Origin of the sequence: Micromonospora sp. WMMD734, from assembly GCF_049178975.1 — a bacterium.
Classification (GTDB): domain Bacteria; phylum Actinomycetota; class Actinomycetes; order Mycobacteriales; family Micromonosporaceae; genus Micromonospora; species Micromonospora wenchangensis.
In genome coordinates this window covers 163636-190612 of the sequence record NZ_JBMHMK010000001.1, presented here as the reverse complement: position 1 = coordinate 190612, position 26977 = coordinate 163636, and the positions used below count along the sequence as shown (strand labels likewise).

Annotated in this window: 22 protein-coding genes and 1 riboswitch; of the genes, 9 read left to right on the top strand and 13 right to left on the bottom strand. The window is 73.2% G+C overall.

Features of this window, described 5'->3' with window-relative positions; genetic code table 11:
• Positions 1 to 64 precede the first annotated feature (64 nt).
• Positions 65 to 1633 (top strand): amidohydrolase family protein, encoded by a 1569-nt coding sequence (locus ACN267_RS00885; protein ID WP_421487700.1) that lies wholly within the window; start codon positions 65 to 67, stop codon positions 1631 to 1633.
• A 97-nt stretch (positions 1634 to 1730) separates the two neighbouring features.
• On the opposite strand, the gene ACN267_RS00880 is transcribed toward ACN267_RS00885, so the two are convergent.
• From ACN267_RS00880 to ACN267_RS00845, 8 genes are all read right to left on the bottom strand, one after another.
• A complete protein-coding gene (locus ACN267_RS00880) occupies positions 1731 to 2651 on the bottom strand; it encodes an ROK family protein (protein WP_421487699.1) in 921 nt (306 codons plus the stop codon).
• Positions 2652 to 2754: 103 nt separating this feature from the next.
• Entirely contained in the window at positions 2755 to 4206 is a 1452-nt protein-coding gene (locus tag ACN267_RS00875) for a lyase family protein (protein ID WP_421487698.1), read from the bottom strand.
• An 8-nt stretch (positions 4207 to 4214) separates the two neighbouring features.
• Positions 4215 to 5225 (bottom strand): amidohydrolase family protein, encoded by a 1011-nt coding sequence (locus tag ACN267_RS00870; RefSeq protein ID WP_421487697.1) that lies wholly within the window; start codon positions 5223 to 5225, stop codon positions 4215 to 4217.
• Positions 5222 to 6226 (bottom strand): creatininase family protein, encoded by a 1005-nt coding sequence (locus ACN267_RS00865; RefSeq protein ID WP_421487696.1) that lies wholly within the window; start codon positions 6224 to 6226, stop codon positions 5222 to 5224. The genes ACN267_RS00870 and ACN267_RS00865 overlap by 4 nt, the downstream gene beginning before the upstream one ends.
• The gene (locus tag ACN267_RS00860) at positions 6214 to 7995 is read right to left on the bottom strand and encodes an ABC transporter permease (RefSeq protein ID WP_421487695.1); all 1782 of its coding nucleotides are present in this window, start codon (positions 7993 to 7995) and stop codon (positions 6214 to 6216) included. The genes ACN267_RS00865 and ACN267_RS00860 overlap by 13 nt, the downstream gene beginning before the upstream one ends.
• On the bottom strand, positions 7992 to 9065 hold the full coding sequence (locus ACN267_RS00855) for an ABC transporter ATP-binding protein (RefSeq protein ID WP_204959457.1): 1074 nt from the start codon (positions 9063 to 9065) through the stop codon (positions 7992 to 7994). The genes ACN267_RS00860 and ACN267_RS00855 overlap by 4 nt, the downstream gene beginning before the upstream one ends.
• Before the next feature lie 94 nt (positions 9066 to 9159).
• Positions 9160 to 10203, bottom strand: coding sequence for an extracellular solute-binding protein (locus ACN267_RS00850; protein WP_421487694.1), 1044 nt, complete (start codon positions 10201 to 10203; stop codon positions 9160 to 9162).
• 42 nt (positions 10204 to 10245) lie between these two features.
• On the bottom strand, positions 10246 to 11409 hold the full coding sequence (locus ACN267_RS00845; RefSeq protein WP_204959459.1) for an ROK family protein: 1164 nt from the start codon (positions 11407 to 11409) through the stop codon (positions 10246 to 10248).
• Positions 11410 to 11826: 417 nt separating this feature from the next.
• On the opposite strand from ACN267_RS00845, the gene ACN267_RS00840 reads away from it, so the two are divergent.
• On the top strand, positions 11827 to 14520 hold the full coding sequence (locus tag ACN267_RS00840; protein WP_421487693.1) for a sugar-binding protein: 2694 nt from the start codon (positions 11827 to 11829) through the stop codon (positions 14518 to 14520).
• Between the two features lie 67 nt (positions 14521 to 14587).
• Here ACN267_RS00840 and ACN267_RS00835 read toward each other — a convergent pair whose 3' ends face one another.
• Positions 14588 to 16309: a glycoside hydrolase family 3 protein gene (locus ACN267_RS00835; RefSeq protein WP_421490363.1), complete on the bottom strand. Its 1722-nt coding sequence runs from the start codon at positions 16307 to 16309 to the stop codon at positions 14588 to 14590.
• 581 nt (positions 16310 to 16890) lie between these two features.
• Entirely contained in the window at positions 16891 to 17379 is a 489-nt protein-coding gene (locus ACN267_RS00830) for a DUF3145 domain-containing protein (RefSeq protein WP_204959461.1), read from the bottom strand.
• A gap of 372 nt (positions 17380 to 17751) precedes the next feature.
• Here ACN267_RS00830 and ACN267_RS00825 point away from each other — a divergent pair, with 372 nt between their 5' ends.
• Positions 17752 to 18081 carry a hypothetical protein gene (locus tag ACN267_RS00825; protein ID WP_088647745.1) on the top strand — a complete coding sequence of 110 codons (330 nt, stop codon included), beginning with the start codon at positions 17752 to 17754 and terminating at the stop codon, positions 18079 to 18081.
• Between the two features lie 75 nt (positions 18082 to 18156).
• Here ACN267_RS00825 and ACN267_RS00820 read toward each other — a convergent pair whose 3' ends face one another.
• Positions 18157 to 18825, bottom strand: coding sequence for a carbonic anhydrase (locus ACN267_RS00820; RefSeq protein WP_421487692.1), 669 nt, complete (start codon positions 18823 to 18825; stop codon positions 18157 to 18159).
• A 145-nt stretch (positions 18826 to 18970) separates the two neighbouring features.
• On the opposite strand from ACN267_RS00820, the gene ACN267_RS00815 reads away from it, so the two are divergent.
• From ACN267_RS00815 to ACN267_RS00800, 4 genes are all read left to right on the top strand, one after another.
• Complete coding sequence (locus tag ACN267_RS00815; RefSeq protein ID WP_421487691.1) at positions 18971 to 19951, top strand: alpha/beta fold hydrolase; 981 nt, start codon at positions 18971 to 18973, stop codon at positions 19949 to 19951.
• A 184-nt stretch (positions 19952 to 20135) separates the two neighbouring features.
• The gene (locus ACN267_RS00810) at positions 20136 to 22253 is read left to right on the top strand and encodes a HelD family protein (protein ID WP_421487690.1); all 2118 of its coding nucleotides are present in this window, start codon (positions 20136 to 20138) and stop codon (positions 22251 to 22253) included.
• Between the two features lie 107 nt (positions 22254 to 22360).
• Positions 22361 to 23275: a cation diffusion facilitator family transporter gene (locus tag ACN267_RS00805; RefSeq protein WP_421487689.1), complete on the top strand. Its 915-nt coding sequence runs from the start codon at positions 22361 to 22363 to the stop codon at positions 23273 to 23275.
• A 166-nt stretch (positions 23276 to 23441) separates the two neighbouring features.
• A riboswitch (cyclic di-AMP (ydaO/yuaA leader) is annotated at positions 23442 to 23573 on the top strand.
• A gap of 4 nt (positions 23574 to 23577) precedes the next feature.
• Entirely contained in the window at positions 23578 to 24636 is a 1059-nt protein-coding gene (locus tag ACN267_RS00800; RefSeq protein WP_281895196.1) for a coiled-coil domain-containing protein, read from the top strand.
• A gap of 120 nt (positions 24637 to 24756) precedes the next feature.
• Here ACN267_RS00800 and ACN267_RS00795 read toward each other — a convergent pair whose 3' ends face one another.
• Both ACN267_RS00795 and ACN267_RS00790 read right to left on the bottom strand, forming a co-directional pair.
• Positions 24757 to 25224 (bottom strand): SRPBCC family protein, encoded by a 468-nt coding sequence (locus ACN267_RS00795; RefSeq protein ID WP_421487688.1) that lies wholly within the window; start codon positions 25222 to 25224, stop codon positions 24757 to 24759.
• Positions 25225 to 25322: 98 nt separating this feature from the next.
• A complete protein-coding gene (locus ACN267_RS00790; RefSeq protein WP_067309377.1) occupies positions 25323 to 25685 on the bottom strand; it encodes an STAS domain-containing protein in 363 nt (120 codons plus the stop codon).
• Between the two features lie 355 nt (positions 25686 to 26040).
• Here ACN267_RS00790 and ACN267_RS00785 point away from each other — a divergent pair, with 355 nt between their 5' ends.
• Complete coding sequence (locus ACN267_RS00785) at positions 26041 to 26184, top strand: hypothetical protein (RefSeq protein WP_204959468.1); 144 nt, start codon at positions 26041 to 26043, stop codon at positions 26182 to 26184.
• Positions 26185 to 26341: 157 nt separating this feature from the next.
• Positions 26342 to 26740, top strand: a complete 399-nt coding sequence (locus ACN267_RS00780) for a hypothetical protein (RefSeq protein ID WP_421487687.1) — start codon at positions 26342 to 26344, stop codon at positions 26738 to 26740.
• Positions 26741 to 26977 lie beyond the last annotated feature (237 nt).

Sequence of the window (26977 nt, the reverse complement as noted above, 5' to 3'; positions counted from 1 at the left end):
CGCGTTCACCGGATACTAGCCGGTCGGAAATTTCGCGGAAATCGCGTCTTCCTAGCTTGCCCGCATGCCTCACACCCCGGACACAGCTGCGACGCCGGAGAACGGCGACGACCACACAACGACACTCTTCGACGAATGCGGCAGGCCCGCTCCCGCGCCGCTGCTCGGCCGACGCGCCCTGCTCGCCGCCGCCGGGGCCGCCGCCGTGTCGCCACTGGCCCTCCCCACGCCGGCCCGCGCCGCCTCCCCCGGGCCGCACCGGCCGGGCCGCGCCCCGGGCTGGCGTCCGGAGCGGGGCCACTACCTGATCAGGAACGCGGCGCTGGTCTCCGTCGACCCCGTGATCGGCAACCAGGCACGGGCCGACATCGAGGTGCTCGACGGACGGATCGTCCAGGTCGGCCCGGGCCTGCGGGCCCGGGGTGCCCAGGTCATCAACGCCGCGAAGATGATCGCGATGCCCGGCTTCGTGGAGACGCACTACCACATGTGGAGCGCGCTGGGCCGCAACTTCGTCTCCACCGGATTCGAGTACTTCGCGGCGAAGTCGGCAACCGTCGCCGCCTACCAGCCTGACGACTTCTACCACAGCGTGCTGCTCGGTCTGGTCGAGTGTGCGAGCGCCGGCATCACCACCGTCAACAACTGGGCGCACAACGTACGCGGGCCGGAGTACGCCGACGCGGAGTTGCACGCGCACGCCGACGGCCTGGTCCGGGCGCGCTACTCGTACGGCCACCGGGACGGCCAGCCGGCCACCCAGCCGATCGACTTCGCCGACATCGACCGGGTCGCGTCCACCTGGTTCGGCAAGAAGTCACCGTTCGACGGGCTGGTGCACCTCGGGGTGAACCTGCGCGGGCCCGGCCAACTGCCCACCTTCCTGACCGAGATGGCCGAGGTCAGGAGGCGGAAGCTGCCGGTCTCGGTGCACTCCGGGCAGGGCCCGACGACGGCCGTGCACGCCGCCGACCTGGAGCGGATGGGCTTCCTCGGGCCGGACTTCCTGCTCTGCCACGCCCTGCCGTTCGACGAGGCGGACCGGCAGGCGATGGTCCGCACCCACGCCCCGGTCAGCTTCTCGGTCCACTCCGAACTGCGCCTCGGCACGGCCGGCGGTTTCCATGGGCAACTGCTGCGGATGCTGGCCGCCGGGATCACCGTCTCGTTGTCCTTCGACGCCAGCTCGCTCGCCCCGATCAACATGTTCGAGTCGATGAACGTCGCCTGGAACCTGGGCATCCCGTGGCTGGGCACGGACACTGAGACGCTGCCGCCCGTGGTGTTCCGGCAGGCGATCGAGATGGCCACCATCAACGGCGCGAAGGCGCTGGGTCTCGCCGACGTGACCGGCTCGATCACCCCCGGCAAGCGGGCCGACATCGTCCTGATCCGGGCGGACGACCTGAACATCGCCCCCATCGGGGACCTGGAGTCGACACTGGTCCGCTCGGCCACCCCCGCCAACATCGACACCGTGCTCATCGACGGCCGGATCGTGAAGCAGAACCGGACCATGATCAGCCACGACACCGCCAAGGTGGTCCGCAACGCGGCGGCGGCGGCACACGCCGTCCGCACCCGGGCCGGTGGCGTGCTCACGCCGACCAGCCCCACCCCGCCCACGTTCTGACCCGCCCCGCACCGGCTGTCCGGCCCGCCCCCTTCGCGGGCCGGACACCCGGTCCGACCGGTCCACCCCTCACGGCCCGGACGCACGGATCGCCAGGTCAGCGGGGAGCGGGCACCGCTTCCCGGGCGAGGGTGACCGCGCCCAGCAACGCCGCGTCGTCGGCGAACCGGGACAGCACCACGTCGGGGCGGTGCGGAAGCACCTCGGCCAGCCGGTCGACGAGCAGCCCCCGGATCAACGCGCTGCCGGCCACCCCGCCGACCAGCACCACCCGCTGCGGATCGAGCAGCAGGCAGCAGGTGACCAGGTGCCGGGCCAGCTCGTCGACCCGGGCGGTGAGGGCGTCGCGGGCCGCGCCGGGCAGCTCGGCGGCGGCGGCCAGCCCGGCCGCCTGCCCGGCCACCCCCAGCTCGTCGGCCAACCGGTCCAGGGCCCGGCCGGAGAAGTCCAGCTCCAGCATGGTGCCGGGCCACGGGCCGCCGGCCACCGCGTACCCGATCTCGCCGGCCGCGCCCCGGTGCCCGGCGAGGACCCGGCCGCCGACGGTGACGGCCGCCGCCACGCCGGTGCCGATCCCGACCACCAGGCCGGGGTCGGCGTCGCGCAGCGCACCGAGCCGCAGCTCGGCCAGGGCCGCGGCGTTGAGGTCGTTGTCCACCGCCACCCGGGTCACCCCGAGGGCGGCGGAGACGGCGTCGGCCAGGCGCAACCGTTCCCAGCCGGGCACGTTCGGGGCCAGGTCGATGCCGTCGGGGCGGACCACCCCGGGCGAGGCCACCCCGGCCGCCACGAGCGGCCCGCCGACCTCGGCGACCAGCGCGGCGGCCAATTCCAGGGCCCGGTCCAACGCCTGCGGGGCACCCTGTTCGGCGTGCGTGGCGATCCGCCGGTGGGCCAGCAGCCGACCGGTGTCGTCGGCCACCCCGACCGCCATCTTGGTCCCGCCGAAGTCGATGCCGAGCAGCAGTTCGCCGGTCCGGGTGCCGGCGGCGGCCCGGCCGGCCAGCCGTACGCTCACCTGGTCCACCGCCCCGTCACCGCCGTGTCCGCCGGTCGTCTCCACGACGGTGTGCCGCCCGGACCCGCGAGTGGACGGGAACCGGGTCGCCCGATCGGTGCGCTCACCGGCCGGCCACCTCGGCGGCCACGGCGTCCAGCGCCTCGTCGGCGCGGGCCAGCCGGTCGCGGGTCGCGGCGAGCCGGTCGGCGACGCCGGTGAACGCGACCCGCAGCGTCGCCACCTGGGCGCGCACCGCGGCGGCACCCGGCCCGTCCACCTGGGCCCGGTCCAGTACCAGGTCGGGGTCGACGGCGGCGGCGATCAGGTCGGCCACGGCGTCGTCGGTGAGCCCGTCGACCAGCCCGTCGGCGGCGGCCCGGACGCCGTCGGCGGTCCAGGTGCCCGGCGCACCGGCGCGGACCAGCCGGCCGACGACCGAGTGGGCGGCCCGGAACGGCACCCCGTGCCGGGTCAACGCGTCGGCTGCCGCGGTGGTGGTGGCCCCGGACGCGACGATCTCCTCCCGGGTCGGCGGGTGCAGCGGCTCCAGCTCGGCGAGGAAGCCGCCGACCAGGGCGAAGAACCGGTCCGCCCGGTCGTTGCTGTCCCAGAGCCGGACCTGCACGTCGGTGGTGGCGTTGTTGGAGTCCTCCCACCAGGCCGCCCCGACGTTGTTGAGCACCGAGGCGGCGTCGGCGGCGCTCGCGCCGGCCATCGACACCAGGTGCTCCAGCACCACCGGGTTGCGCTTCTGCGGCATGATGCTGCTGCCCTGGGTGAAGTCGCCGGGGGTGGCCACCCACTGCCAGGTCAGCCAGTCCATCAGGGTGCGGGCCAGCCGGGCACCGGTGGCCAGGGCCTGCGCGTTGAGGGTGCCGACCCGCACCAGGTGGTCGGCCCCGGCGACCGCCTCGTAGGAGTTGGTCACCAGGCCGTCGAAGCCGAGCAGCTCGGCCACCCGGGCCGGGGCGATGTCCAGGTCGGTGCCGGCGAACGCGCAGGATCCCAGCGGCGAGACGTTGAGCTGGTCGATCACGTCGGCGTACGCGGCGGCCTCACCGGCCAGCGCCTCGGCGTAGCCGGCCAGCGCGTGCCCGATGGTGGTGGGCTGGGCCGGCCGGCGGTGGGTGTATCCGGTGATCACCACGTCGGCGTACCGGTCGGCGACGTCCAGCGCGGTCACGCCGGTGACCAGCACCCTCTCCAGCACCCCGAGCAGCTGGTCGCGCAGCAGCATCCGGAACACCCCGGCGTCCAGGTCGTTGCGGCTGCGCGCCATCTGCACGTCCAGTTCGGACGCGGGCAGGCCGCACGCCTGCGCGAGGGTGGACTCCAGCAGGTAGTAGGTGTCCTCGAAGCTGCCGTCGAACGCCGGGGCGGGGCTGTCGTCGGCGCGCAGCGCGGCCAGCCCGCGCAGCAGCCGGGCCCCCCGCTCGGCCGGGATGAGGCCCTGCTCGGTCAGCATCACCACGTGCGCCTGGCTGGCACGCACCATCGCCGGGTACAGGTGCCCGACGTGGTGGTGGTAGGTCGGGGCCAGGTGGTACCGCTGGTAGGTGGTCAGCTCGCTCATGGCGTTCCTTACTTCCTTCCGGGCCGGGACGCGGCGCTGGGGCCGGTTCCCGGGTTCTCGGCTGGCCGGTCGGTCAGGCCCAGCAGCCGTTCGGCGTTACCGGCGAAGATCGCGCGGAGGTGGTCGTCGGGCATTCCCAGCTCGCGGCAGACCCGCAACTGGTCGTCGAGGTAGCGGGTGACGTAGCCGCGCGGAAACCACGACGAGTCGCTGCCGTACACGATGCGCTGCGGGCCGATCGTCTCGTAGCAGCGGCGGAACAGGTCCTCCAACGTCAGCTTGTACGGCATCCAGCGCACCCACTGGTTGGAGCCGGACGTGTCGACGTGGATGTTGGGGCAGCCCCAGGCGGCGAAGAGCAGGTCCTGCACGTGCTGGACGCCGAAGTGCGGCACCACCACGGCCAGCTCGGGGAAGCGGCGGGCCATCCGGGCCAGCTCGTCGGGGCCGCCGTACCTGCCGAAGGACAGGCCACCGGCGCTGCCGTAGTGGCCGATGTGGATCAGCACCGGCACCCCGAGGCGCTGGGCGGTAGACCAGAGCGGGTCCAGGTCGGCGTGGTCCAACGGGCCGCGCAGCAGCGGGGCGAACAGCTTCAGCCCGCGCAGGCCCCGTCCGGTCACCGCACGCTCCAGTTCGGCGGCGGCCCCCGGCGAGTACGGGTCGTGGTGGGCGAAGCCGAGCAGCAGGTCCGGGTGCCTGTCGACCACGTCGGCGACGGTGTCGTTGCCGCCGCCGGTGACGAAGACGGCCCGGCGTACCCGTACCGCGCGCAGCTCGTCGGCCCACCGGTCGGCCTCGTCCTGCCAGCGCGGCGCGGGCGGCTCGGGGTCGGGGAAGCTCCACGCCTGCCGCCACGCCTTCGCGTACGGGGCGGAGCCGGCGGCCCGCACGGCCCGCTCGTGTTCCCCGCCGGGGTGCATCCCGGCGGCGTCCTCGCAGGCGTGGATCGTCTCGTCGGTGCCGATCCGGAAGTGCAGGTGGAAGTCGACGATGTCGAGTCCCCGGTCCACGCTCACCGGTCTCCCCCGGTCGCCCCGTCCGCCGCCGTCGGGTCACCGGCCGTCGGGGCCGGGCTGCCGGTCGCCGGGTCAGGCAGCGGGTCGGCGGTGGGCGGGGCGGGCGGTGGGGCGGCCACCCAGGCGGCGACGATCTCCCGCAGCCGCGCGCCGGCCGTGGCGCGGACCTGTCGACCGGCCGCCTCGGAGGCCAGCGAGATGTGCCCGGACCAGCCCTGCCACGGGTCGGGTCGGGATTCGACCAGCACGTACGGGTGGCCGACCGGCAGCTTCGGCTTCGGCGGCAGGTCGGTCACCGCGTCGAGGCGGACCGCGCCGGGGTCGAACCCGAGCACCCCGGAGGTCTCGTACGCGCCGCCGTGCCCCCGGGCGGTCAGCGGCCCGTACAGGTCGGTGGTCTCCGCCGAGGTGACCAGCTGGAACCAGTTGACCAGCAGCAGGCTGGCGGTACGCCGGCCGGAGACCCACTCCATCGCGGCCCGCACGGTGGACATGTTGGCGTCGTGGCCGTTGACGATCAGCAGCCGGGGGAAACCAGCGGCGACGATCCCCTCGATCACGTCGGCGAGGTAGCCGACGGCGATCTCCGGCCGGATCGACACCGTCCCCGGCCAGGGCCGGGTCTGCCCCGGGCAGGCCGCGTACGGCACCGCCGGGAAGAGCACCCCGCGCGGCCCGGGGAAGCCGGTGGTCGTATCCCCCGAGGACCTGGCGGCCGACGCGGACCCGGCAGCCGACGCGACAGCGCCACCCGCCCCGGCGGCCGGGCTGGACGAGCCACCGGCCCCGGCGGCCGGGCCACCTGCGCCGCCGGCTTCGGCGGCGAAGCCCTCGGCGAGGATCAGGTCGGTGCCGAGCGGCAGGTGCGGGCCGTGCCACTCGACGGCGCCGACGGGCAGCACCGCGTAGTCCGCCGCCGCCGCGACGGCGGCCAGCTCACCGCCGGGGATCCGGGTGGCGGGCAGCAGCCCACCCCCGGCCGGCCAGGTCACGCCGTCCACTTCGCCGCCTCCCGGGTGGCCCGGCCGCCGTTCTGAAGGCGACCGGAGAACACCATCACGATGAAGATCAACACCACCTGGAGCATGCCGTACGCGGCGGCGGTGCCGACCTCGAACGAGTACATCCGGTTGTTGATCTCGACCGAGATGGGTGCCGTCTCCGAGGTGTAGATCAGCACCGAGGCGACGAACTCGCCCACCCCGTTGACGAACGCGAGCAGCGCGCCGGCCAGCACACCGGGCAGCATCAGCCGCAGGGTGACCGTGCCGAACGCCCGCCACCAGGGCGCGCCGAGGTTACGGGCCGCCTCCTCCAGCGACGGGTCGATCTGGGCCAGTGTCGCCGAACTCGACCGGAACACCAGCGGCAGGAACCGCACGAAGTACGCCAACGGCATGATCCAGAAGGTGCCGATCAGCACCTGCCCGAAGCTGAACGCGTTGCCCGTGCTGAACGCCGAGATCAGGTTGATCGCCACCACCGTGCCGGGCAGCGCCCAGGCCAGCATGACCGCCACGTCGAGCAGCCCCCGGCCCCGGAAGTCGAGCCGGCGCACCGCGTACGCGATCAGCACGCCGACCACCACGCAGCCGACGGTGGCGAGCAGGCTCATCTGCAACGAGTTGAGGATCGGCCGGTACGCCCCCGGGTCCGAGAAGATCGTCACGAAGTTCTGCATGGTGTACTCCGCGGGGATCACCTCGGTGGTCCACGAGCCGTCCCGGGAGAAGGCGACCAGGGCGATCGTCGCCACCGGGGCGAGCAGCACCATGGTCGCCAGCACCGAGGCCAGCAGCGCCAGCCACTTGCCGAACGGGTTGGTGATCTCCCGGCGGTGCGAGGCGACGCCCTTGGACTGGGAGCGGTAGCTGCGCCGCCCCTCGTACCAGCGCATCCCGAGCAGGAACAGCACCGAGGACACCGCCAGCACCGACGCGTAGGTGGAGGCCATCGGCAGGTCGCCGTTGGTGCGGTTGATGTAGATCTGCATGGTCATCGTCCGGTCCACCCCGAACAGCAACGGCGCGGTGTACGACGCCAGCGACGTCATGAAGACCAGCAGCGACGCCGAGACCAGCGCCGGGGTGAGCATCGGCAGCAGCACCGTGCGCCAGACCCGGACCCGGCTCGCGCCCAGGTTGTAGGCCGCCTCCTCCACCGACGGGTCCATCCCGACCAGGGCGGCGGACGCGGCGAGGTAGAAGAACGGGTACATGGTGAAGGTGTGCACCACCAGCACCCCGGCGATGCCGGTGAACGGCAGCACCGGGTTCTCGGTGCCGAGCAGTTGTTGCAGCCCGCGCGGCAGGATGCCGGTCTCGCTGTAGAGCAGCTGGAACGAGATCGCCCCGATCAGCGGCGGCAGCGCCGCCGGCACCAGGATGATCGCCTCGATCAGCCGCCGCCCGGGAAACGAGAAGCGCTTGAGCAGGAACGCCATCGCCACCCCGACGATCCCGCAGAGCAGCACGCTGGCCGCCGAGATCATCAACGAGGTGAGCAGCGCCGACCGGGCCACCCCGGTGCCGGTGACGAACTCGGTGTAGTTGGCCACCCCGTCCACCCCGACGCTCTCGGCGAAGGTGGCGAACATCGGCTGCACCACGTAGCCGAAAAGGATCAGTGCCAGCGGGAAGACCAGCAGGTACGGGAACCACGGCGAGTTGGCGTTGAGGCCGCGCCGGGGCCGGTCGGCCTTCGGCGGGACGGGATCCTGGGTGACCGACGGCACGGTCGCCGCACTCGGCGCGGCGGGAATGGTGCTCATGGGGTGACCACCCACATGCGGTCCCGGTTGAGCCGCAGGCCGACCTGGTCGCCGGCCGCGATGCCGGCCGGGACGTCGATCGCGGCGACCTGCACCGGCTCGCCGGCCACCTCGACCACGAGGTTGGTGGCCATGCCGGTGAACTCCACCTCGGTCACCCGGCCGGTGAGCGCGCCGGGCTCGGTGGCCGAGGTGAGGCCCAGGTGCTCGGGGCGTACCGAGACCAGGGCGGTGTCCCCGGCGCGCAGGCCGTGGTCGGCGGGGGCGGCGACGGCGGTCTCGCTGCCGTCGGGCAGGCCCACGGTGACCGTGTCGGCGGCGGCGGTGACCACCGGCAGGCTGAGCACGTTGCTGCGGCCGATGAACCGGGCCACGAAGGCGGTCGCCGGCCGGTGGTAGATCTCCTGCGGGGCGCCGATCTGCCGGACCCGGCCGGACTCCATCACGGCGATCCGGTCGGACATCGCCATCGCCTCGGACTGGTCGTGGGTGACGTAGATGGCGGTGGTGCCGGCCTCCTGCTGGATGCGCCGGATCTCCACCCGGGTCTCCTCGCGCAGCTTGGCGTCGAGGTTGGACAGCGGCTCGTCGAGCAGCAGGGTACGCGGCCGGATGACCAGGGCGCGGGCCAGCGCCACCCGCTGCTGCTGGCCGCCGGAGAGCTGGTCGATCCGGCGGTCGCCGTAGCCGGCGAGGTGCACCTGGCCGAGTGCCTCCTCGATCCGCCGGGCCGACTCGGCCCGCCCCACCTTGCGGATCTTCAGCCCGTACGCGACGTTCTGCGCGACGGACATGTGCGGGAAGAGGGCGTAGTTCTGGAACACCATGCCGGTGTCGCGCTTGTTCGGCGGCCGGTGGGTGACGTCCTCCGTGCCGAACCTGATCCGCCCCGAGGTGGGGAAGTAGAACCCGGCCACCATCCGCAGGGTGGTGGTCTTGCCGCAGCCGCTCGGCCCGAGCAGGGTGAAGAACTCCCCGGCGGCGATGCTGATGTCGACGTCGTCGACGGCAGCGGTGTCGCCGGCACGCGCGAAGCGCTTGCTCACCGACTCCAGCGTGACATCGATCATGATGTCTTCTCCTTCATGCGGTACCGGACCTGGCCGGGCGGGCTGGCGGGACGGGCGGTGCCGGGGGCGGGACGGCCCCCGGCACCCGTACGGGTCAGCCCTTGTTCTTGATCTGGCTGTTCCAGTGGTTGATCCACTCGGTCTCGTTCTTGCCGATGATGTCCCAGTTGACGTCGAGCGGCTTGAGGTTGAGCTGGGCCAGCCACTCCGGCTGCTGGGCGATCTCCACGGCCGGGATCTGGTAGTAGTCCTTGGCCAGGTCGGCGCGGAGCGTGTCGTCGAAGAGGAACTCGATGAACTTCTGCGCGCCGGTGCTGTTGCCGCCCTTGACCGCGGCCAGCCCGTCGACCAGCACCGGGGCGCCGGAGGCCGGCATCACGTAGCCGAACGGCATGTTGGACTGGTTGGCCTGGAGCAGGATGTCCTGGAGGTTCCAGGCGCTCAGGGTGCCCTGCTGGCGGGAGAGCTTGAGGTAGAGGTCGGCCGGGTTGGCCGCGTACGAGCCGGTGTTGGCGTCGAGCTTCTTGAGCCAGTCGTAGCCGGGCTGCGGGTTGCTGCCGTCCGGCGACTGCCGCATGATCATCGCGGCGTAGATCGACCGCATGGTGCCCGAGGCGGCCACGTCGCGGATGACGATCTTGTCCTTCCACTCCGGCTTCAGCAGGTCGTCCCAGTCCTTGGGGGCCTGCTCCGGGGTGAGCGCCTTGTTGTTGTACATGATGACCTCGGGCAGCAGGATCTCCCCGAACCAGCGGCCCTCGGCGTCCTTGTATTTGGCGTCCATCTTGCCGGCGAACGCGGGCTGCCAGGCGGTCAGCAGGTCCTCGCCGGCACCGGCGGCCAGCCCCTGCTGGGTGCCACCCCACCAGACGTCGGCCTGCGGGTTGGCCTTCTCGGCCCGGACCCGCTCCAGGATCTCCTGCGCGCCCAGGTTGAGGATCTCCACCTTCCCCTTGTACTCGGGGTACTTGGCGGTGAACTTGTCCACGACGAAGGTGGAGACCTTCTTGTCGCGGGCGGTGTAGATCGTCAGCTTCTCGGTTTCGCCGGCCGCGGTGTCGTCCGAGCCGCCGGCGCAGGCGCTGCCGGCGGCGAGGACGGTGGCGAGCGCTCCGGCGAGCAGAAGTCGACGTCTCATGGGGTACCTCCGAGGGGTTGGGAAGAACTGAGGCAGGGCAGGTCAAAGGGCCGGTAACAGGGTGGGCAGGCCGGCGGCGGCAGCCGAGAGGGCGTAACTGACCGCGCCGTGCAACACCGCCCGGTCGCCGAGCACGGCCCGGCGTACCTCGGTGGTGCTGGGCGCGGCGGCGGTGACCAGGTCCTGGAGCCGGCCGACGGCGGCGTCGTCGAGTTCGGCGGCGGCACCGCTGAGCAGCACCCGCCCCGGGTCGATCACGCAGACGCAGGAGACGATCAGCCGGGACCAGGCGTGCAGCAGTTCGTCGAGGTAGCCGGCGGCGCGTGGGTCGGCGGCGGCCAGCTCGACCAGCGCACGTACCGGCGATTCGGGGCGGCGGCCGGGGGCCAGCGCGACCATCCGTTCGGCGATCGCGTTCTCCGACCAACGGGCCTCGAACGGGCCGATCCCGTCGTGTCCCCGGCCGGCCGGGTCCAGCGGCAGGAAACCGACCTCACCGGCCGCGCCCCGGGCACCGCGGCGGACCTGACCGTCGAGCACCAGGCCCGCGCCGATGCCATCGGCGACGTGCAGCAGCAGCAGGTCGGCGACGTCGGTGCCGGCACCTGCGGCGTGTTCGCCGGCCGCCATCAGGTTGACGTCGTTGTCCACCACCACGGGCACGCCGAGGGTCCGCTGGACCGACTCCCCTATCGGGCGGCCCTCGATCTGGCCGACCGAGGGGGCGAGCCGGACCGCGCCGCCGGAGATGACGCCGGGCGCGGCGATGGCCACCCCGCGCAGTGCCGGCAGGCCGTCGCCGGCCAGTTCGGGCACCGAGCGGCAGATGGTGTCGACGATGTCGCCGGTCAGCCGGACCGTGCGGTGGGCGACCACCGCGCCGTCGCTGTCGGCGATCTCGCAGCTGATCCGGGACGGCTCCAGCGAGACGGCGGCGACCAGTTCGGCGCGCGGGTTGAACTCCAGCATCGCCCGGGGCCGGCCGGCGCGGGAGGTCCCCGGACCGCGCTCGATCAGGTATCCCTCGGCGATCAGGTCCCGCACCAGCGGGGTGAGCGTGGCAGGGCTCAGGCCGGTGAGCTCGGTCAGCTCGGCCCGGGAGAGCACCCGGACCTGGCGGGCGGTGGAGATCACGGAAAGCCGCTTGATCTCCTTCGACCGCTCCCGGCTCACCGGGCTCGTTGGTGGCGTCACCACGTCTGTCACACTTCCTTCCTACGGCGAACGAATTAAAGAGTCAAGTAACAAGTCCGTCTCGACCAACCCACCCCACCGCGTCGGAGCAGCGAGAACGGCCGCGATGGGGCCAACGTCCGGGACGGGGACGGCCGCGGTGGTACAGGACTGGACATCCCGGGCAGGGCCCACTTTATTTCTTCTGCAAAGGAAGAAATACCTTCCAAAGGATTGACGTACCGACGCGCCGGTCCCTAGCGTCACCGGACGAAGGCCTTCCAGTGTGTACGGAACCCGTACCGCTGCCGTACCCGGTGCACCGCGTCCGACGACGCCCACCGGTCCCCGTTCCCACCGCCTCACCGTCCGTTGGCGACCCCGCGTCCGACGCCCTGCGTCCGACGAGGACGGTCGCTGCCCGGACACCGTGGTCCCGGAAGGATCCGCATGCGCATCAAGGGTTTCCTGCTACCCACCGCACTCGCCCTGGCCGTGGCCGGGGCGCCCGCCACCGCCGTCGCCGCCCCGGCCGACGTACGCCCCGCCAAGGCCGTCGACCTCGACGTGCTCTTCGTCAGCGCCCACCCCGACGACGAGGCCGGCAGCCTCGCCACCCTCGGCCAGTGGAAGGAGAAGTACGGCGCCAAGGCCGGCGTCGTCACCATCACCCGTGGTGAGGGCGGCGGCAACGCCGTCGGTCTGGAGGAGGGGCCGCCGCTGGGCATCATCCGGGAACGCGAGGAACGCACCGCGATCGGCAAGGCCGGCGTGGAGAACCTCTACAACCTCGACCGGGTCGACTTCTGGTACACCGCCTCCGCCCCGCTGTCCGAGCAGATCTGGGGTCACGACGACACCCTGGGCCAGATCGTCCGGGTCATCCGGACCACCCGGCCCGAGATCATCATGACGATGAACCCGTCGCCGACCCCCGGCAACCATGGCAACCACCAGCAGGCCGCCCGGTTCGCCGCCGAGGCGTTCACCGCCGCCGCCGACCCGAACGCCTTCCCCGAGCAGCTCAGCACCGAGGGCCTCACCCCGTTCCGGGCCGCGAAGTTCCTGCGCACCGGTGGCACCGGTAGCTCCGCCGCCGGCCCGCAGTGCGCGACCAGCTTCACCCCCACCGTCCCGACCGACCAGGTGTTCGGCGTCTGGGAGGGCACGCCGAGTGCCAGCGGGAAGACCTGGGCCGAGATCGAGGTCGACGCCCGCCGGGAGTACGTCACCCAGGGCTGGGCCGGCACCGCCGCCGCCCCCACCGACCCGACGAAGATCCGCTGTGACTTCTACACACTGATCGACAGCCGCGTCCCGTACGACCCGGCGGACACCTCCCCGGAGGCGATCCTGCGCGGCTCGGTGCTGCCGCCGGTGACCGGTGGCCTGCCCAAGGGCACCGAGCTGTACCTCACCACCGACCGGTTCGACCTGGCCCCCGGCGCGACCGTCGAGGTCACCGCACACCTGCGCGCCCCGCAGAACCGCGCGCTGGTCAAGCCCCGGATCGACCTGCGCCTGCCGGCGGGCTGGAAGGCCAAGGGCTCCGGCGTGCTCAACAACGACGTGCCCTCGGGCAAGGAGCGGACCCGCACGTTCACCGTCACCGTCCCGGCCGACGCTGACACCAACCAGCAGCAGCTCATCGGGGCCACCCTGACCACCCGCCAGGGTGTCGGGCGCACCGACCGGGCCGTCCGGGTGGTCGCCGACGTCCGTGGCACGCTGGAGCCGCTGCCCGAGGTCGGCATCTTCCGCGACTGGGCCGGCGACGGCGGATACCCGCAGCTGGACACGCTGATCAAGCCGGTGCTCACCATCGGTTCCGGCCAGCAGCGCACCGTTCGCATCGACCTGCGCAACCACGGCCGGGTCAACCGCGACGGCACCGTCACCCTCGGCCTGCCGGCCGGCTTCACCGCCGACGCGGCCACCAAGAGCTACCCCGCGCTGGCCCCCGGCGCGACCGGCTCGGTCACCTTCACCGTCACCAACACCGACGCCACCCTGCCGACCGCCAACGAGGGCGGCACGGACGGGGACTACGGCATCACCATCACCACCACCAGCGCCGCCGGGAGCACCGTGGAGACCGGCGCACTGGAGATCGTGCCGACCACCGAGGTCCCGCGCGCCGGTGACGGCACCGTCGACGGGGTCGCCTCGCCCGGCGAGTACCCCGGCCCGGAGCTGGACTTCTCCCGCATCTGGGAGGGACAGGCCACCACGCCGCAGGACGCCTCGGCGACCGGCCGGATCGCCTGGACCGCCGACGGGCTTAAGGTGATCGTCCAGGTCACCGACGACGTGCTGGGCAAGAAGGTGGTGCCGCAGGACTGCAAGCGGCAGCGCCGCACCGACAGCGTGGAGATCATCGTCGACCCGAAGGGGAACTCGACGGACACCTCCACCGTGTTCAAGGCCGGCATCTTCCCGGTCACCGACGACCCGGCCAACGGCGACCCGCCCTGCTGGCAGCGCGACGCCGACAACCGGCAGGGCCCGGGGGCGACCACCGCGCCCGGGATGACCGTGGTCAGCAAGGTCAGCTCCCCGTACACCGGTTACACCATCGAGACGATGATCCCGTTCGCGGTGCTGCCCGACGCGGTGGACCCGGCCCGGATGGGCTTCAACGTGCTGGTCTACGACTCGGACACCCAGGACCTCAGCTCGCAGTCCCGGCTGGGCTGGTCCACCTTCACCGGTGTCCGGGCCGACCCGTACCGCTACGGTCTGACCACCCTGCCCGGCTACCAGCCGGCGGCCCGGCAGCCCAGCACGCCGGTGTTCCCGGACACCTCGGCGCGCAGCGTGCACAGCCCGCAGACCATCGCCCAGTCGGCCGTCGACGGGGTGGCCCCGGCCGCCGTGCCGAGGCTGAAGAACTCGGCGCTGCGGCTGACCTCGGCCCACCGGGTCACCGACGGCGTGCAGGTCACCCTGCGCGCCGACCGGGCCGGCACCGCCTACCTGTACGCCTGGGACGGCGACACGGCCCGGGGCGAGCACACCGTACGGCTGGCCGCCGGTGACCGGGTCACCGTGACGGTCCCGGTCAGCGGGGGCACCCCGACGTCGCTGCTGGCCGCCTTCGAGGCCGGTGGTGCGGCGGTGGCACAGCAGGTCCCGCTGAACTGATCCACCACCGCGTGACCCGTGGCCGGTCGTCGACTCCGTCGGCGGCCGGCCACGTCGGTGTCCGGGGTCAGCCGGTGCAGCTGGTGGCGGGCAGACCGGTCAGCGGCACCGGGGAACGTCCGGTCGGGCGGGCCTTGCCGGCCAGCACCCCGGCGAGCGCGGTCATCGAGGCCCGGCTGGACGAATAGGTCGCCAGCAGGGTCGGCGAGGTCGCCTTCTCCAACACGTAGGGGGTGTCCATCGCCACGGTGACCGCCGCGTCGGCGGCAAGATCCTTCGGGCCGTCGCCGTAACCGACCAGGTGCACCCGGGTGCCGCCCTTGGGCACCACCCGTACGCCCGCGGCGGTCAGCGCCGCGGTGAGCGCCGCCCGGGTCTTGTCCCGCCCGTCGGAGGTGGTGACGGTGACCGGGCCGGACACCGCGACACCGCACTTCCCCCGCAGCTGGGTGACCGCCGCAGCGGCCAACGCGGCGGCGGCGGCCCGGTGCGGGGCGCTGTCGAGCGTGGACATCGCCGGGGTCGGCCGGTCGGCGAGCCGGAACTTCATGGTCAACACCCGGGTGACCGACGCCACCAACCGGTCCCGGGGCAGCGTGCCGTCACGCAACGCGGCCAGCAGCCCGTCGTACGCCTGGCCGACGTTCGGGGTCATCAGAATCAGGTCGTTGCCGGCGAGCAGGGCCTTCACCGCCGCCTCGCCCGGCGGGTAGCGCTTGGCCGGCGGCATGTTCATCCCGTCGGTGATCACCACCCCCTGGAAGCCCAGTTCGCCGCGCAGCACGTCGGTGAGCAGCTTGCGGGAGAAGGTCGCCGGGGTGCCCGGGTCCACGGCGGTGACGTCGAGGTGCGCCGACATCACCGCCATCGCCCCGGCGTCGATGCCGGCCCGGAACGGCGGGAAGGCGGTGGCCTCCAGCTCGGCCCGGGGCTGGCCGACCACCGGGACCTCCTGGTGCGAGTCGGCGGCGCTGAGCCCGTGCCCGGGGAAGTGCTTGACGCTGGCCGCAACCCCGGCGCTCTGCAACCCCTGGACCGCGCCTGCGACCTGCGCGGCGGCCCGCTTCGGGTCGGCGCCGAAGGACCGCGAACCGATGACCGTGCTGCGGGTGGCCAGGACGTCGGCGACCGGGGCGAAGTCCAGGTTCACCCCCATCGCGGCCAGTTCGGTGCCGGCGGCCTTCCAGGCGGCCTCGGTGCGGGCCGGGTCGTCGGCCGCACCGGCGGCCAGCGCGCTGGGCAGCGTGGTCACCCCGTCGGTGATCCGGGTGACCACGCCGTACTCCTGGTCGGTGCCGACCAGGAACGGGGCCGGGCCGGCGGCCAGTTTCCCGGCCGCCGCGCGCAGCCCGGCGGTCAGCTTCTGCACCTGGGCCGGGTTGTCGACGTTGGTGGTCGACTGGTTGCCCGAGGTGGGATCGTCGGCGCTGAACCCGACCAGGATCAGCCCGCCCAGCCGGTACTTCGCGATCATCTCGGCCGGGGTGTCGACCCCGGCGAGGGCCTGGTTGCCGGCGGCCGAGCCGGGGGTCACCGTCGTCGCCGAGCTGCCGTAGGCGTACGGCATCAGCACCTGGCCCACCAGGTCCTCGTCGGCGAGCGTGCCGGCCAGCGCGGCGGCCCGGCCGGCCGGGTCGTCGGTGGCGGAGGGGGCGACGGTCGTGGTGGCCGTCGGGGTGGCTTCGGGGCGAACCGGCGCGGGGGCCTGCCCCTGCCCCGCACATGCGGAGGTGAGCAGCGCGGTCAGGGCGGCGACGGCGACGCCGGTACGTCGCGGGGAGATCGGCACCCGGCCCATCCAACCCGCGCCGGAGATCAGCGGCAACCCGACCAGGTCAGGCAGCGGGTGCGGCGTGCCCGTCCCCGACCGGGTGTCCGGCTACCCGGCGGGTCCCGGGCGGGACGCGGTCGGTTCGGGTGAGCGGATTCACCCGGACCGGCCGCTCGGTCGGCGGCTGCCCCTCGCGCGGGCCGGTGATCCAGGGCACCCACCCCGCGTCCGGGGTGCCCCCTCCGGCCGCTCGTACGGCGGACGTCCCGCCCGGACCGGACACGGTCACTGGGCCGCTCGATGCGGGGACGACCTCCTGGAGAGCACTATGCCTGTGGGTCATATTTATGACCCACAGGCATAGTGCTCTCCGCGGCGACATCGCTGCGGGCGGCACAGCCGGCATGAAGATCGTCGTTGGCGCGGTCAGCCGGTTGTCATCGGGTGCCGGGAGGTGAGACCGGCGGGCACGGGGGCGTGCGGAGCCAGGCCGACAGGTGCCGGCACGCGGAGAAGCGCGCCGACCGTACCGGCATCCGGGGAGACGGGCCGGTGGCGCCGGGCGACCGCATGGGAACGGGACAGCGGGCGGGTGACTGTCAGCCGACCCGGGTCAGCAGGGTCACCGGAGCGCCGTCCCCGGCGTAGCGGTAGGGCTCCAGTTCGGCGTCCCAGGCGGTGCCCATCGCCTTGTCCAGGGCGTGCGCCAGGGCCTCCGGGCGTACCGACGCCATGATGCTGCGCAGCCGGTCCTCGCCGAGCTGGATGTCGCCGGCCGCGCCCACCGCGCCCCGGAACAGGCCCCGGCCGGGCACGTGCATGAAGCGTTCGCCGTCCGCGCCGGTGCTGGGTTCCTCGGTCACCTCGAAACGGATCATGGGCCACTGTCTCAGGGCAGCAGCCAGCTCGGCACCCGTCCCCGGCCGACCGGTCCATCCGCACTCGGCCCGGCGGGCGCCGGGATCGACGGGCTGGGCCGTCCAGTGCAGGTTGACCGGCGCGGCGAGGACGCGCGCGATCGCCCACTCGACGTGTGAGCACACGGCGAGCGGGGTCGAGTGGACGTATACGACGCCACGCGTTGGCACGGTGACCTCCCGGAGGGCGAGGTGCGTCTTCCCCTACGACCTCGACACCCGAGTGGCTGTTGTCCACACATGATGACTGCTGTGACGGATGATGCGCCAGGGAATCGGAAAATTCGCCGGCGGGAAATACCCGGACCGGTGACCCGGGTTGTGCACTCCGACGGGCACGGTGAGCTGCCAGGCACCGTGGTCGTGTATATTTCTCTGGGCGGTTCTGTGCCGTCGCACCACTTCGCGGGCCGACGACCACCCGGCCGTTCGACGACCACCGAGCGTCAGACGACTACCGGGGGTCAGACGACCACCGGGCGTCACCCGCTACAGCCCCCGGACGGTCCCCGTCCTCCCGTACGTCTTGCAAGGAGCATCTCCGTGGCGAGCAACACCTCGAAGACCGCGCGCGCGTCAGTCCGGGCCGGCCAGGCTGGCCAGGGTGGCGCCCTCAGCGTGCTGGGCGAGTTCAAGTACCTCATCCCGCTCAACGGCGGCAAGCACGCCTACGTGCGGAACCTGACCAACGGCAAGACCGCGCACCTGCGCACCGACTCCGACGCCTTCGTCGAGGAGATCCGGACGCTGGCCACCGCCGGTCACGCCGCCAAGATCCGCGCCGAGATCAGCAACCTCGCCGCCACCCACCCCGACCACGGGTGGGACAAGACCGAGAAGCGTCTCGTCGAGGCCGGCGTCTTCGAGGGCTGAGCCCTCCCCCGAGCACATCCGCAACCGCCCGTCGGGTCACCCCGGCGGGCGGTTGCATGTCTGCGTCCCGCCGGGTCAGGCCGCGTCGTCGAGCAGGGTGACCTCGCCGGTGTCCAGGTCGTACAGGGCACCGACGACGTCCACCCCACCCGCCGCCACCGGGCCGGCCAGCATGTCGTCGGCGCGCAGCGCCCGCACCGTACGGCGCACGTGCCGGCGTACGGCCAGCGGGTGCACGGCCGGGTCGTGCGGACCCGCCTCGGTCACGGCCGGGGTGATCCGCTCGACCAGGTAGCCCAGGTCACCGCCCGGACGGCGGCCCGTCCGCACGCTGTCCACCGTCGCGGCGACCGCGCCGCACCGTTCGTGCCCCAACACCATCACCAGGGTCACCCCGAGCTGCGCCACCACGTACTCGATCGAGCCCCGCACGGCCCGGTCGAGCACGTGCCCCCCGGTGCGGATGACGCAGATCGACCCGAAGGTCTGGTCGAAGATCGCCTCCAGCGGCACCCGTGAGTCGATGCAGCCGAGCAGCACCGCGTACGGCTGCTGGTCGCCGGAGGCCACGGCCGCGGCGGCGGTCACGTCGTGCCCGTGGACCGGCCGGCCGCTGACGAAGCGCCGGTTGCCGGCGAGCAGCTCGGCCAGCGCCGCCCGGGGGGTGCGGGCGGCCCGGGGCGGTCCGGCGGCGACGGGCGGCGGGCCGGAGGGCCGGGCGGCCCCGGTGGGCGGAGGCGGCATTGCTCCAGCCTGACCGCCGGTCCGACCGTGCGCAGGCCGGTCAGGAATCTTCTCACCGGCACGGTTGGCGTGGTCTGATGTCGGGTAGCCGGTGTTACCGCCGGGTTACGCCGGTGAATGTGTCCCGGGTGCCTGGGAGGTGGCGATGCCGGATCAGCGGGAGTTGCGGCTGCCCGACGGGGTACGCCTGCACGTCGAGGTGACCGGCCCGGCCGAGGCCGAGGCGACGGTGGTCCTGCTGCACGGCTGGACGCTCGACGGCCGGGCCTGGCACCGGCAGCTCACCGACCTGCGTGGCCGCTTCGGCGACCGGGTCCGGGTGGTCACCTACGACGCCCGGGGCCACGGCCGGTCCAGTTGCATGGCGTTGCGGACGGCGACCCTGGCCCAGCTCGGCGACGACCTCGCGGCGGTGCTGGACGAGCTCGCCCCGACCGGGCCGGTGGTGCTGGTCGGGCACTCGATGGGCGGGATGACCGTGATGGAGTACGCCCACCGGCATCCCGCCCACTTCGCCGCCCGTACGGCCGGACTGGTCTTCGTCTCCACCACCGCCGAGGGGCACACCCACACCGTGTACGGGTTGTCGCCACGGATCGCCCGGCTGATCCGGCTCGCCGAGACCACCGGCGCGGGGGTGCTGGCCCGGTGCGGCTCCTGGCGGCCACCCCGTCCGCTGCTGCGCGCCCTGGCCCCGAGCATCAGGTGGATGCTCTTCGGCGACCGCTGCTCCGGTGCCGACATCCGGCTGGTCACCTCGGCGGTGGCCCGCGCCTCGCTGCGCTCGATAGGTGGGTTCCGCGCCTCGATCGGGGCCCAGCACCGGTTGGCGACGCTCGCCGCGTTGGCGCACCTGCCGGCGGCGGCGCTGGTCGGGGACCGGGACCGGCTGACCCCGCCGCCGTGTGCGGAGTCGATCGCGGCGGCGCTGCCGGCCACCGAGCTGACCGTCTGCCCCGGTGCCGGCCACATGCTGATGATGGAGCGCCCGGACGAGGTGAACGCCGCCGTCGCCGGGGTGCTCGACCGGGTGCTGTCCGCCGCCGGGGTGGGTCCACCGCCGGGGCCCCGCCGTCCCGCCGACGCCCCGGGCGCGCGGGCCGCCACCGGCCGGGCGACGCGCTGAGCCGTCCCGCCACGTGGGGCCGCCGTACCGTCCCGGTGCGTCGCCGCCGGGGCGGCCGGTCACGCGGAGGTGGTGGAGGTCGCGGTACGGGTATCGGCCCGCCGCGGCGTCGGCGGCTGCCCGTACCCTCATTCCGCCTGGCGTGCACCCGCGCCCGGCGTCGCCGTCGCACAGGAGCGGTACGTTGACCGACCAGAGCACCCTGGAGCAGGAGATCGCCGCCGAGCAACGGCATCTCGACCGGGTGTACGCCCGGCTCGCCGAACTGCGCCGCTCGGCCGCCCGCGCCGAGCGGGACGGCTACCGGCTGGCCAAGGTCGGCAACTTCGGCGCGCTGGTGGAGCGGGACGCGATGGTCTTCCATGCCGCCCAGCGCCGGCACCTGCTCGACGCCGAACACGAGGGGCTGGTCTTCGGCCGGCTGGACCTGCGCGACCGGCAGGTGCTGCACGTCGGCCGGCTCGGCGTGCGCGACGACGACGCCGAGACGCTGGTGGTCGACTGGCGGGCCCCGGCCGCCGCCGCCTTCTACCGGGCCACCCCGGCGGAGCCGCTGGGGGTGGTGCGACGGCGCACGATCAGCTCGTCGGACGAGAAGGTCACCCGGATCGAGGACGACCTGCTCGACCCGGAGGCCGCCCCGCCGGACATGCCGGTGGTGGGTGACGGGGCGCTGCTGGCGACCCTGTCCCGGGCGACCGGCCGGGGGATGCGGGACATCATCGCGACCATCCAGCGGGAGCAGGACGAGGCGATCCGGTCCCCCGGTTCGGGGGTCACGATCGTCTCCGGCGGGCCGGGCACCGGGAAGACGGCGGTGGCCCTGCACCGGGCGGCGTACCTGCTCTATGCCGACCGCAGCCGGTACGCCGGCGGCGGCATCCTGGTGGTCGGCCCGTCGGCGGTCTTCGTGGAGTACATCGCCTCCGTGCTGCCGTCGCTGGGTGAGGAGACCGCCACCCTGCACTCGCTGGGTTCGTTGTTCCCCGGTCTGTCGGCGACCCGCACGGACGGTCCCGAGGTGGCGGCGGTGAAGGGTTCGCTGCGGATGCGTCGGGTGCTGGAGCGGGCGGCCCGGGACGCGGTGCCGGACGGCCCGCAGGAGCTGCGGCTGCTCTACCGGGGTGCGTTGCTGCGTCTGGAGGGGCGCGAGCTGGACGGCGTCCGGGACCGGGCGCTGCACCGGGGGGCCCGCCGTAACGAGGTCCGTCGGGTCGGCTTCGACGGGGTGCTCGCCGCGTTGTACGCGCAGGCCCGACGGTTGGCCGTCGCCGGTCTGCCCGAGCAGCCGGCCTTCGAGGACGAGATCATCGAGCGGCCGGAGTTCCGGGAGTTCCTCAAGGCGTGGTGGCCCCGGCTGCATCCCCGGCACGTGCTGGGCTGGCTGGCCCGGCCGGAGCGGCTGCACCGGTACGCGGCCGGCGTCCTGTCCCGGGCGGAGGTCGGGTTGCTGGTGGAGGCGTACCGGTCGCTGGACACCGAGGGGCTGACGGTGGCCGACATCGCCCTGCTCGACGAGCTGGACGCGCTGCTGGGTCAGCCGGTCCGCCCGAAGAAGGCCCGCCGGGACCCGTTCCAGCTCGCCGGCGGCGTCCGGGAGCTGAGCACCTTCGGGGAGCGGCAGCGGGCCGCGCGGGCGGCGGCGCGGGAGCGGCCCGAGGACTACCGGGACTACGCGCACGTGGTGGTCGACGAGTCGCAGGACGTCTCGCCGATGCAGTGGCGGATGATCGGCCGGCGCGGCCGGCTCGCCTCCTGGACGGTGGTGGGTGATCCGGCGCAGACCGCCTGGACGGGTGACCAGGCGGAGCTGGACCGGGCCCGGGACCAGGCGCTGGGTCGGCGGCGGCGGCACCGGTTCACGCTCTCCACCAACTACCGCAACTCGGCGGAGATCTTCGCGGTGGCGGCGGCGGAGATTCGCCGGCTCTATCCCGACCTGGAGTTGCCGAGCGCGGTGCGGTCCACCGGGGTGGACCCGGTGGCGTTGCAGGTGCCGGCGGCGGAGCTGGCCCGCGCGACGGCCGACGCGGTGGACGCGCTGCTGGCGGAGGTGGCCGGGACGGTCGGCGTGATCACCCCGGTGCCCCGCCGCGACGAGGTGGCCGGCTGGTTGGGCGACCGGGGCGGGGCGCGGTTGCAGGTGGTGACCAGCCTCCAGGCCAAGGGCATGGAGTACGACGGGGTGGTGCTGGTCTGCCCCGGCGAGATCCGGGCCGATCCGGGCTCCGGGGTACGGACGCTCTACGTGGCGTTGTCCCGGGCGACCCAGCGCCTCACCACCGTCGAACCGACCGGCTGACCGCCCGGAACCCGTCCCACCTGGCCGGACGACCGACCATCACTTGCATACATAGCGATGTGAGCATAGATTGGAGCCGGTCCGCAGCGGCGACGGAAGGTGTGGACGTGGGCGCAGGTCATGACCACAGCGCGACGGTCAGCAACGCCGCGCACCGGCACCGGGGGCGGCTCTGGGCGGCGTTCGGGCTGCTCGCCGTGCTCATGGTGGTCGAGGCGGTAGCCGCCTTCGGCACCGGCTCGCTGGCCCTGCTCTCCGACGCGGGGCACATGTTCACCGACGTGCTCGGCATCGGGATGGCGCTGGCCGCGATCACCGCCACCCGGCGGGCCGCCCGGGACCCGCAGCGCACCTTCGGCCTCTACCGGCTGGAGGTGCTCGCCGCCCTGGCCAACGCCGTCCTGCTCAGCGGGGTCGCGGTCTACGTGCTGATCGAGGCGGTCCGCCGGTTCGGCGAGCCGCCCGAGGTGCTGGCCGGCCCGATGCTGGTGGTGGCGGTGCTCGGCCTGCTCGCCAACATCGTCGCGTTCGGCCTGCTGCGGGAGGGCGCCAAGGAGAGCATCAACCTGCGTGGGGCGTACCTGGAGGTGCTGGGCGACCTGCTCGGCTCGGTCGGCGTGATCGTGGCGGCGCTGCTGATCGCCGGCACCGGTTGGTGGTGGGCCGACCCGCTGGTCGCCGTGGCGATCGGCGTGTTCATCCTGCCCCGCACCTGGCGACTCGGCCGGGCGGCGGTACGCATCCTGGTGCAGGCCGCCCCGGAGCACCTGCCGGTGACCGCCGTGCACGACCGGCTCACCGCCGTGCCCGGCGTCGCCGAGGTGCACGACCTGCACGTCTGGACGCTCACCTCGGGCATGGACGTCGCCTCGGCCCACCTCACCCTGGCCGGCGACGCCGAGGTCGGCACGGTGCTGGCCGCCGCCCGGGGCGCCCTGCGGGAGGACTTCCACATCGAGCACGCCACCCTCCAGATCGAGCCCGGGGCGACCCCGGGGGCGTGCGGACCCGCCCACTGGTGACCCCCACCCCGGGCCGGACGGTCAGCCCCGGCGGGTACTCCCGCACAGAGATCACGGAAATCTGCGCTGTTTGCCCCTTTTGAGGGTATTCACTCTCGTACCCTCAGTCACGAGGTAGGCAGGCGTCACACGCGTACCGGTAGGCTCGGCCCCGGTCTCCGCCAGGCGGAGGCCGCCGCCTAATCGCCCGCCCGGGCGAACCGGGGAACCACGTTCCTGGGGTGCATCCGCGCAAGCGGTAGGGATCTTCCGTCCCGAACCCGTCAGCTAACCCGGTCGGCGGCTGACGGAAGGACATCCGCATGCACGTACGCACCACCACGCGGCTGCTGGCCGCAGTCGTCACGGCGCTGGCCCTGGGCGTGTCGGCCGCGCCCTTCACCCCGGCCGTCGCCGCGCCCACCACCCGGCTCGCCGCCCCGGGCGACGACGACGAGGGCGGCACCCCGGCGCTGCGCGACCAGCTCGACGCGGCCAGCAAGGGCTGGCTGGAGGCCAAGGCCGCCCTGGAGCGCTCCACCAAACGCCAAAAGGAACTCGACGGGCAGCTCAAGACCATCGAGGGGCAACTGGTCACGCAGACCGCCAAGGTCGGCGAGATCGCCGGCGCGGCCTACCGCACCGGCCGGCTCGGACCGATGTCCGCCCTGCTCAACAGCAACACCCCGACCGGCTTCCTGGACCGCGCGGCGGCGCTGGAGACGGTCGCCACCCGGGAGGACCAGGAACTGCGCACGATGATCGAGACCCGGGACCAGGCCACCCGGACCCGGGCCGCGGTCACCCGGGAGATCACCGAACAGCGCAAGCAGGTCGCCACCATGGGCAAACGCAAGGAACAGGCCGAGCGGGCGTTGGCGGTGGCCGCCGCCGACAAGCCGGCCCCCACCTCCCGCGACTCCGGCAGCTCGGACGGCACGTCCACCAGCAACGCCAAGGGGGCGCCCCGCAACTCCGACGGCTCCTGGCCGTCCGAGTCGTGCAGCGTCAACGACCCGACGCCGGCCAACGGCTGCATCACCCCGCGTACGCTCAACGCCCTCAACCAGGCCAAGGCGGCCGGTTTCACCAGGTACGTCTCCTGCTACCGGCCCAGCGGCTCCGGGGAACACCCCAAGGGCCGGGCGTGCGACTTCGCCGCCCAGAAGGGTGGCTTCGGCGGGGTGGCCAGTGGCGGCGACCGGACGTACGGCAACAACCTCGCCGCGTACTTCATCCGCAACGCCGACCGGCTCGGTGTGCTCTACGTGATCTGGTTCAAGCGGATCTGGCTGCCGAGCAGCGGGTGGAAGGCGTACAGCGGGGGCAACGGGGACCCGTCCAGCGACCACACCAACCACGTGCACCTGTCGATGATCTGAGCCGACCCGGTGGCCCGTCCGACCCGGGCGGGCCACCGGACCACGGCCGGCCGCAACGGTAGGTCAGGTCGGGTGCCGCCACGCCGCGACCGGGTCGGGCAGCCCGGGTGCCGGCGGTGGTCAGCCCACCGGAGGCGGGTCGCCGGCCCGGGAGTCCAGAACGGCACCGAGGCGGCTGGCCAGCCCCAGGTGGGCGGCGCGGGCCTGCCGGAAGGCGTAGCCGAACAACGGCGCCGGTGCGGCGAGGGTGATCTCTACGTCGATCCGCAGCAGGTCACCCTCCATCCGCAGCCGGGTGTGGTTGCGTACGGTGGTGCCGGGCTGCTGGCGGGCCACCGTCACGATCTCGTCGTCGCCGGCCAGCAGCACGTCGGCCTGGTAGGTGACGGGGAACCGCAGCGGCCCCAGCTCCAGCCGGTCGGTGATCGCATAGCTGGCCAGGGCACCCGGCCGGGCGGGCAGCCGGCGTACCCGGACGATCAGCGGATGCAGCTCCTCCTGCCGGGACAGGTCGCTCAGCAGCGCCGTCGCGTCCGCCGGTGAGCAGCGCGCCTGCACCGTGTAGCTGAAGCTCTCCCGCCGGACCACCGGGCCTCCTGACCGTCGTCGGTCGCACGATCGTGCCGTACCGGAGACGGACTGGCAACGTCACTGGTCGGACGGCATGGACGCCGCCCGTGGCCCGGTCAGGCGCCGGGCAGCACCTCCGGGGTGGCGGCACCGGCGAAGTACGGCTCCGGAGCGCCGAAGAGACCGAGCAGGCCGGTCACCCAGAGCTGCCGGTGCACGAACCGGCTCGGTTCGGTGACGATCAGTTTGACGCCGCTGACCTCGGCGGTCTGGAAGCCGGCGACCATGGCGCTGATCCCGACGGAGTCGATGAAGGTGACGAGTCGCATGTTCAGCTCGATCCGCGCGGGCCGGCCCTTGGCCAGCACCTCGGCGATCGCCTCACGTACCTCGTAGGCGGTGTCGACGTCGATCTCACCACGGGGGGCGATCTCGATGACACCGGCCGGCAGGACCGACTTCACGATCGACAGGCTCACGCGAGCACCTCCACTCGCCCGTCCCCGGGCGCCTCATCAGTACGCGGGCCGCGACCGAGAGTATTCCTCCGATGGCCTCGGTCGCCACCCCTCGGGATGAGCAATTCGCGGATCCCGACGGACCGGACCGTCCCTCTCCACACCGTTGCTGGTCCTGTTCTCTTCCGACGAACGGCACAGCTCGGCCGTTCCAACCGTCCCAGAGTAGCGGCCCCGGTCCAGTGGTAACCGGATGCGGTGGGCCGGGCGAGCCCCGTCGACACCCCGGCACGGCGTGCCGACTCCCCCGGCGCAGGTTGTGACAGGTGCCTACCGTGGGCGAGAGATGGGTCACCACGATCGAGGAGACGGATCGATGCTCAAGAGACTACTCGGGCTGGCCGGGGTCGGCGCGCTGCTCGCTCTCGTCCTGGCCTGCGGCTTCGGCGGCGGCGGGGACGACGACGATGACGACGACGACGATTTCGCCCGCGCCACGTCCGTGGTCATGGTCCGCTGAGTCGTGCCGGTCACCCCTGCGTACCGGGTTTGCGACCCGGCCGGGCGGGGCACTGCTCGGACACGGGCCGGTCGTCCGGTCCGTGCGAGGACCGTCCCGCGGCACGGAGACGACGTCCGAAGTGGCCGCAGACTTCGGCATTCGAGGAGGTAACACGATGATCGGCAGCAACCTTCTGGAGCGCCGCAGCAAGCCCGAGCGGATCGCCGACCAGGCCTGGAACCACCTGCTCTCGGCGGTGGACTCCGCCGGTGACAGCGTCCGGGACGCCGCCCGGTCGGTCCGGGACTCGGGGCTGGCCGACGCCGGTGACCTGGTCGGCTCGACCGCCGACGAGGCGCGCCGTCGGGCGACGCTCGCCTTCGACGCGCTCGCCGGCCGACGGCCGGCCCTGCCCTGGACCCTGCTGATCGGCGCGGCGCTGGTCGGCGCGGCGATCGGCTGGGCGGCCGGCACCGCCGCACGGGCCGCCGGCAGCCGGGGTGACCGGGCCGCCGACGACATCGAGTTCGTCGACGTGGACCGGCCGAACTCCCCCGTCGGGCTGGACGACTGACTGCTCCACGGCACGCAACCGTTCCACGACACACACAGGCCCCGGTCACGCTCCTCAGCGTCGACCGGGGCCTACGTCGCTCTCAATCCACTCCATTGGGGCGATGTTGCGGTAAAGACACGGGGTTGATGCCACAACCTCGCCGCACTGAGTCGATCACCCGATCGAGCCGATCACCCACGGACCGGGCAGCTCCCGAGCCGGACACGCACCGGCTCCCCCGACAGGATCGGGGGA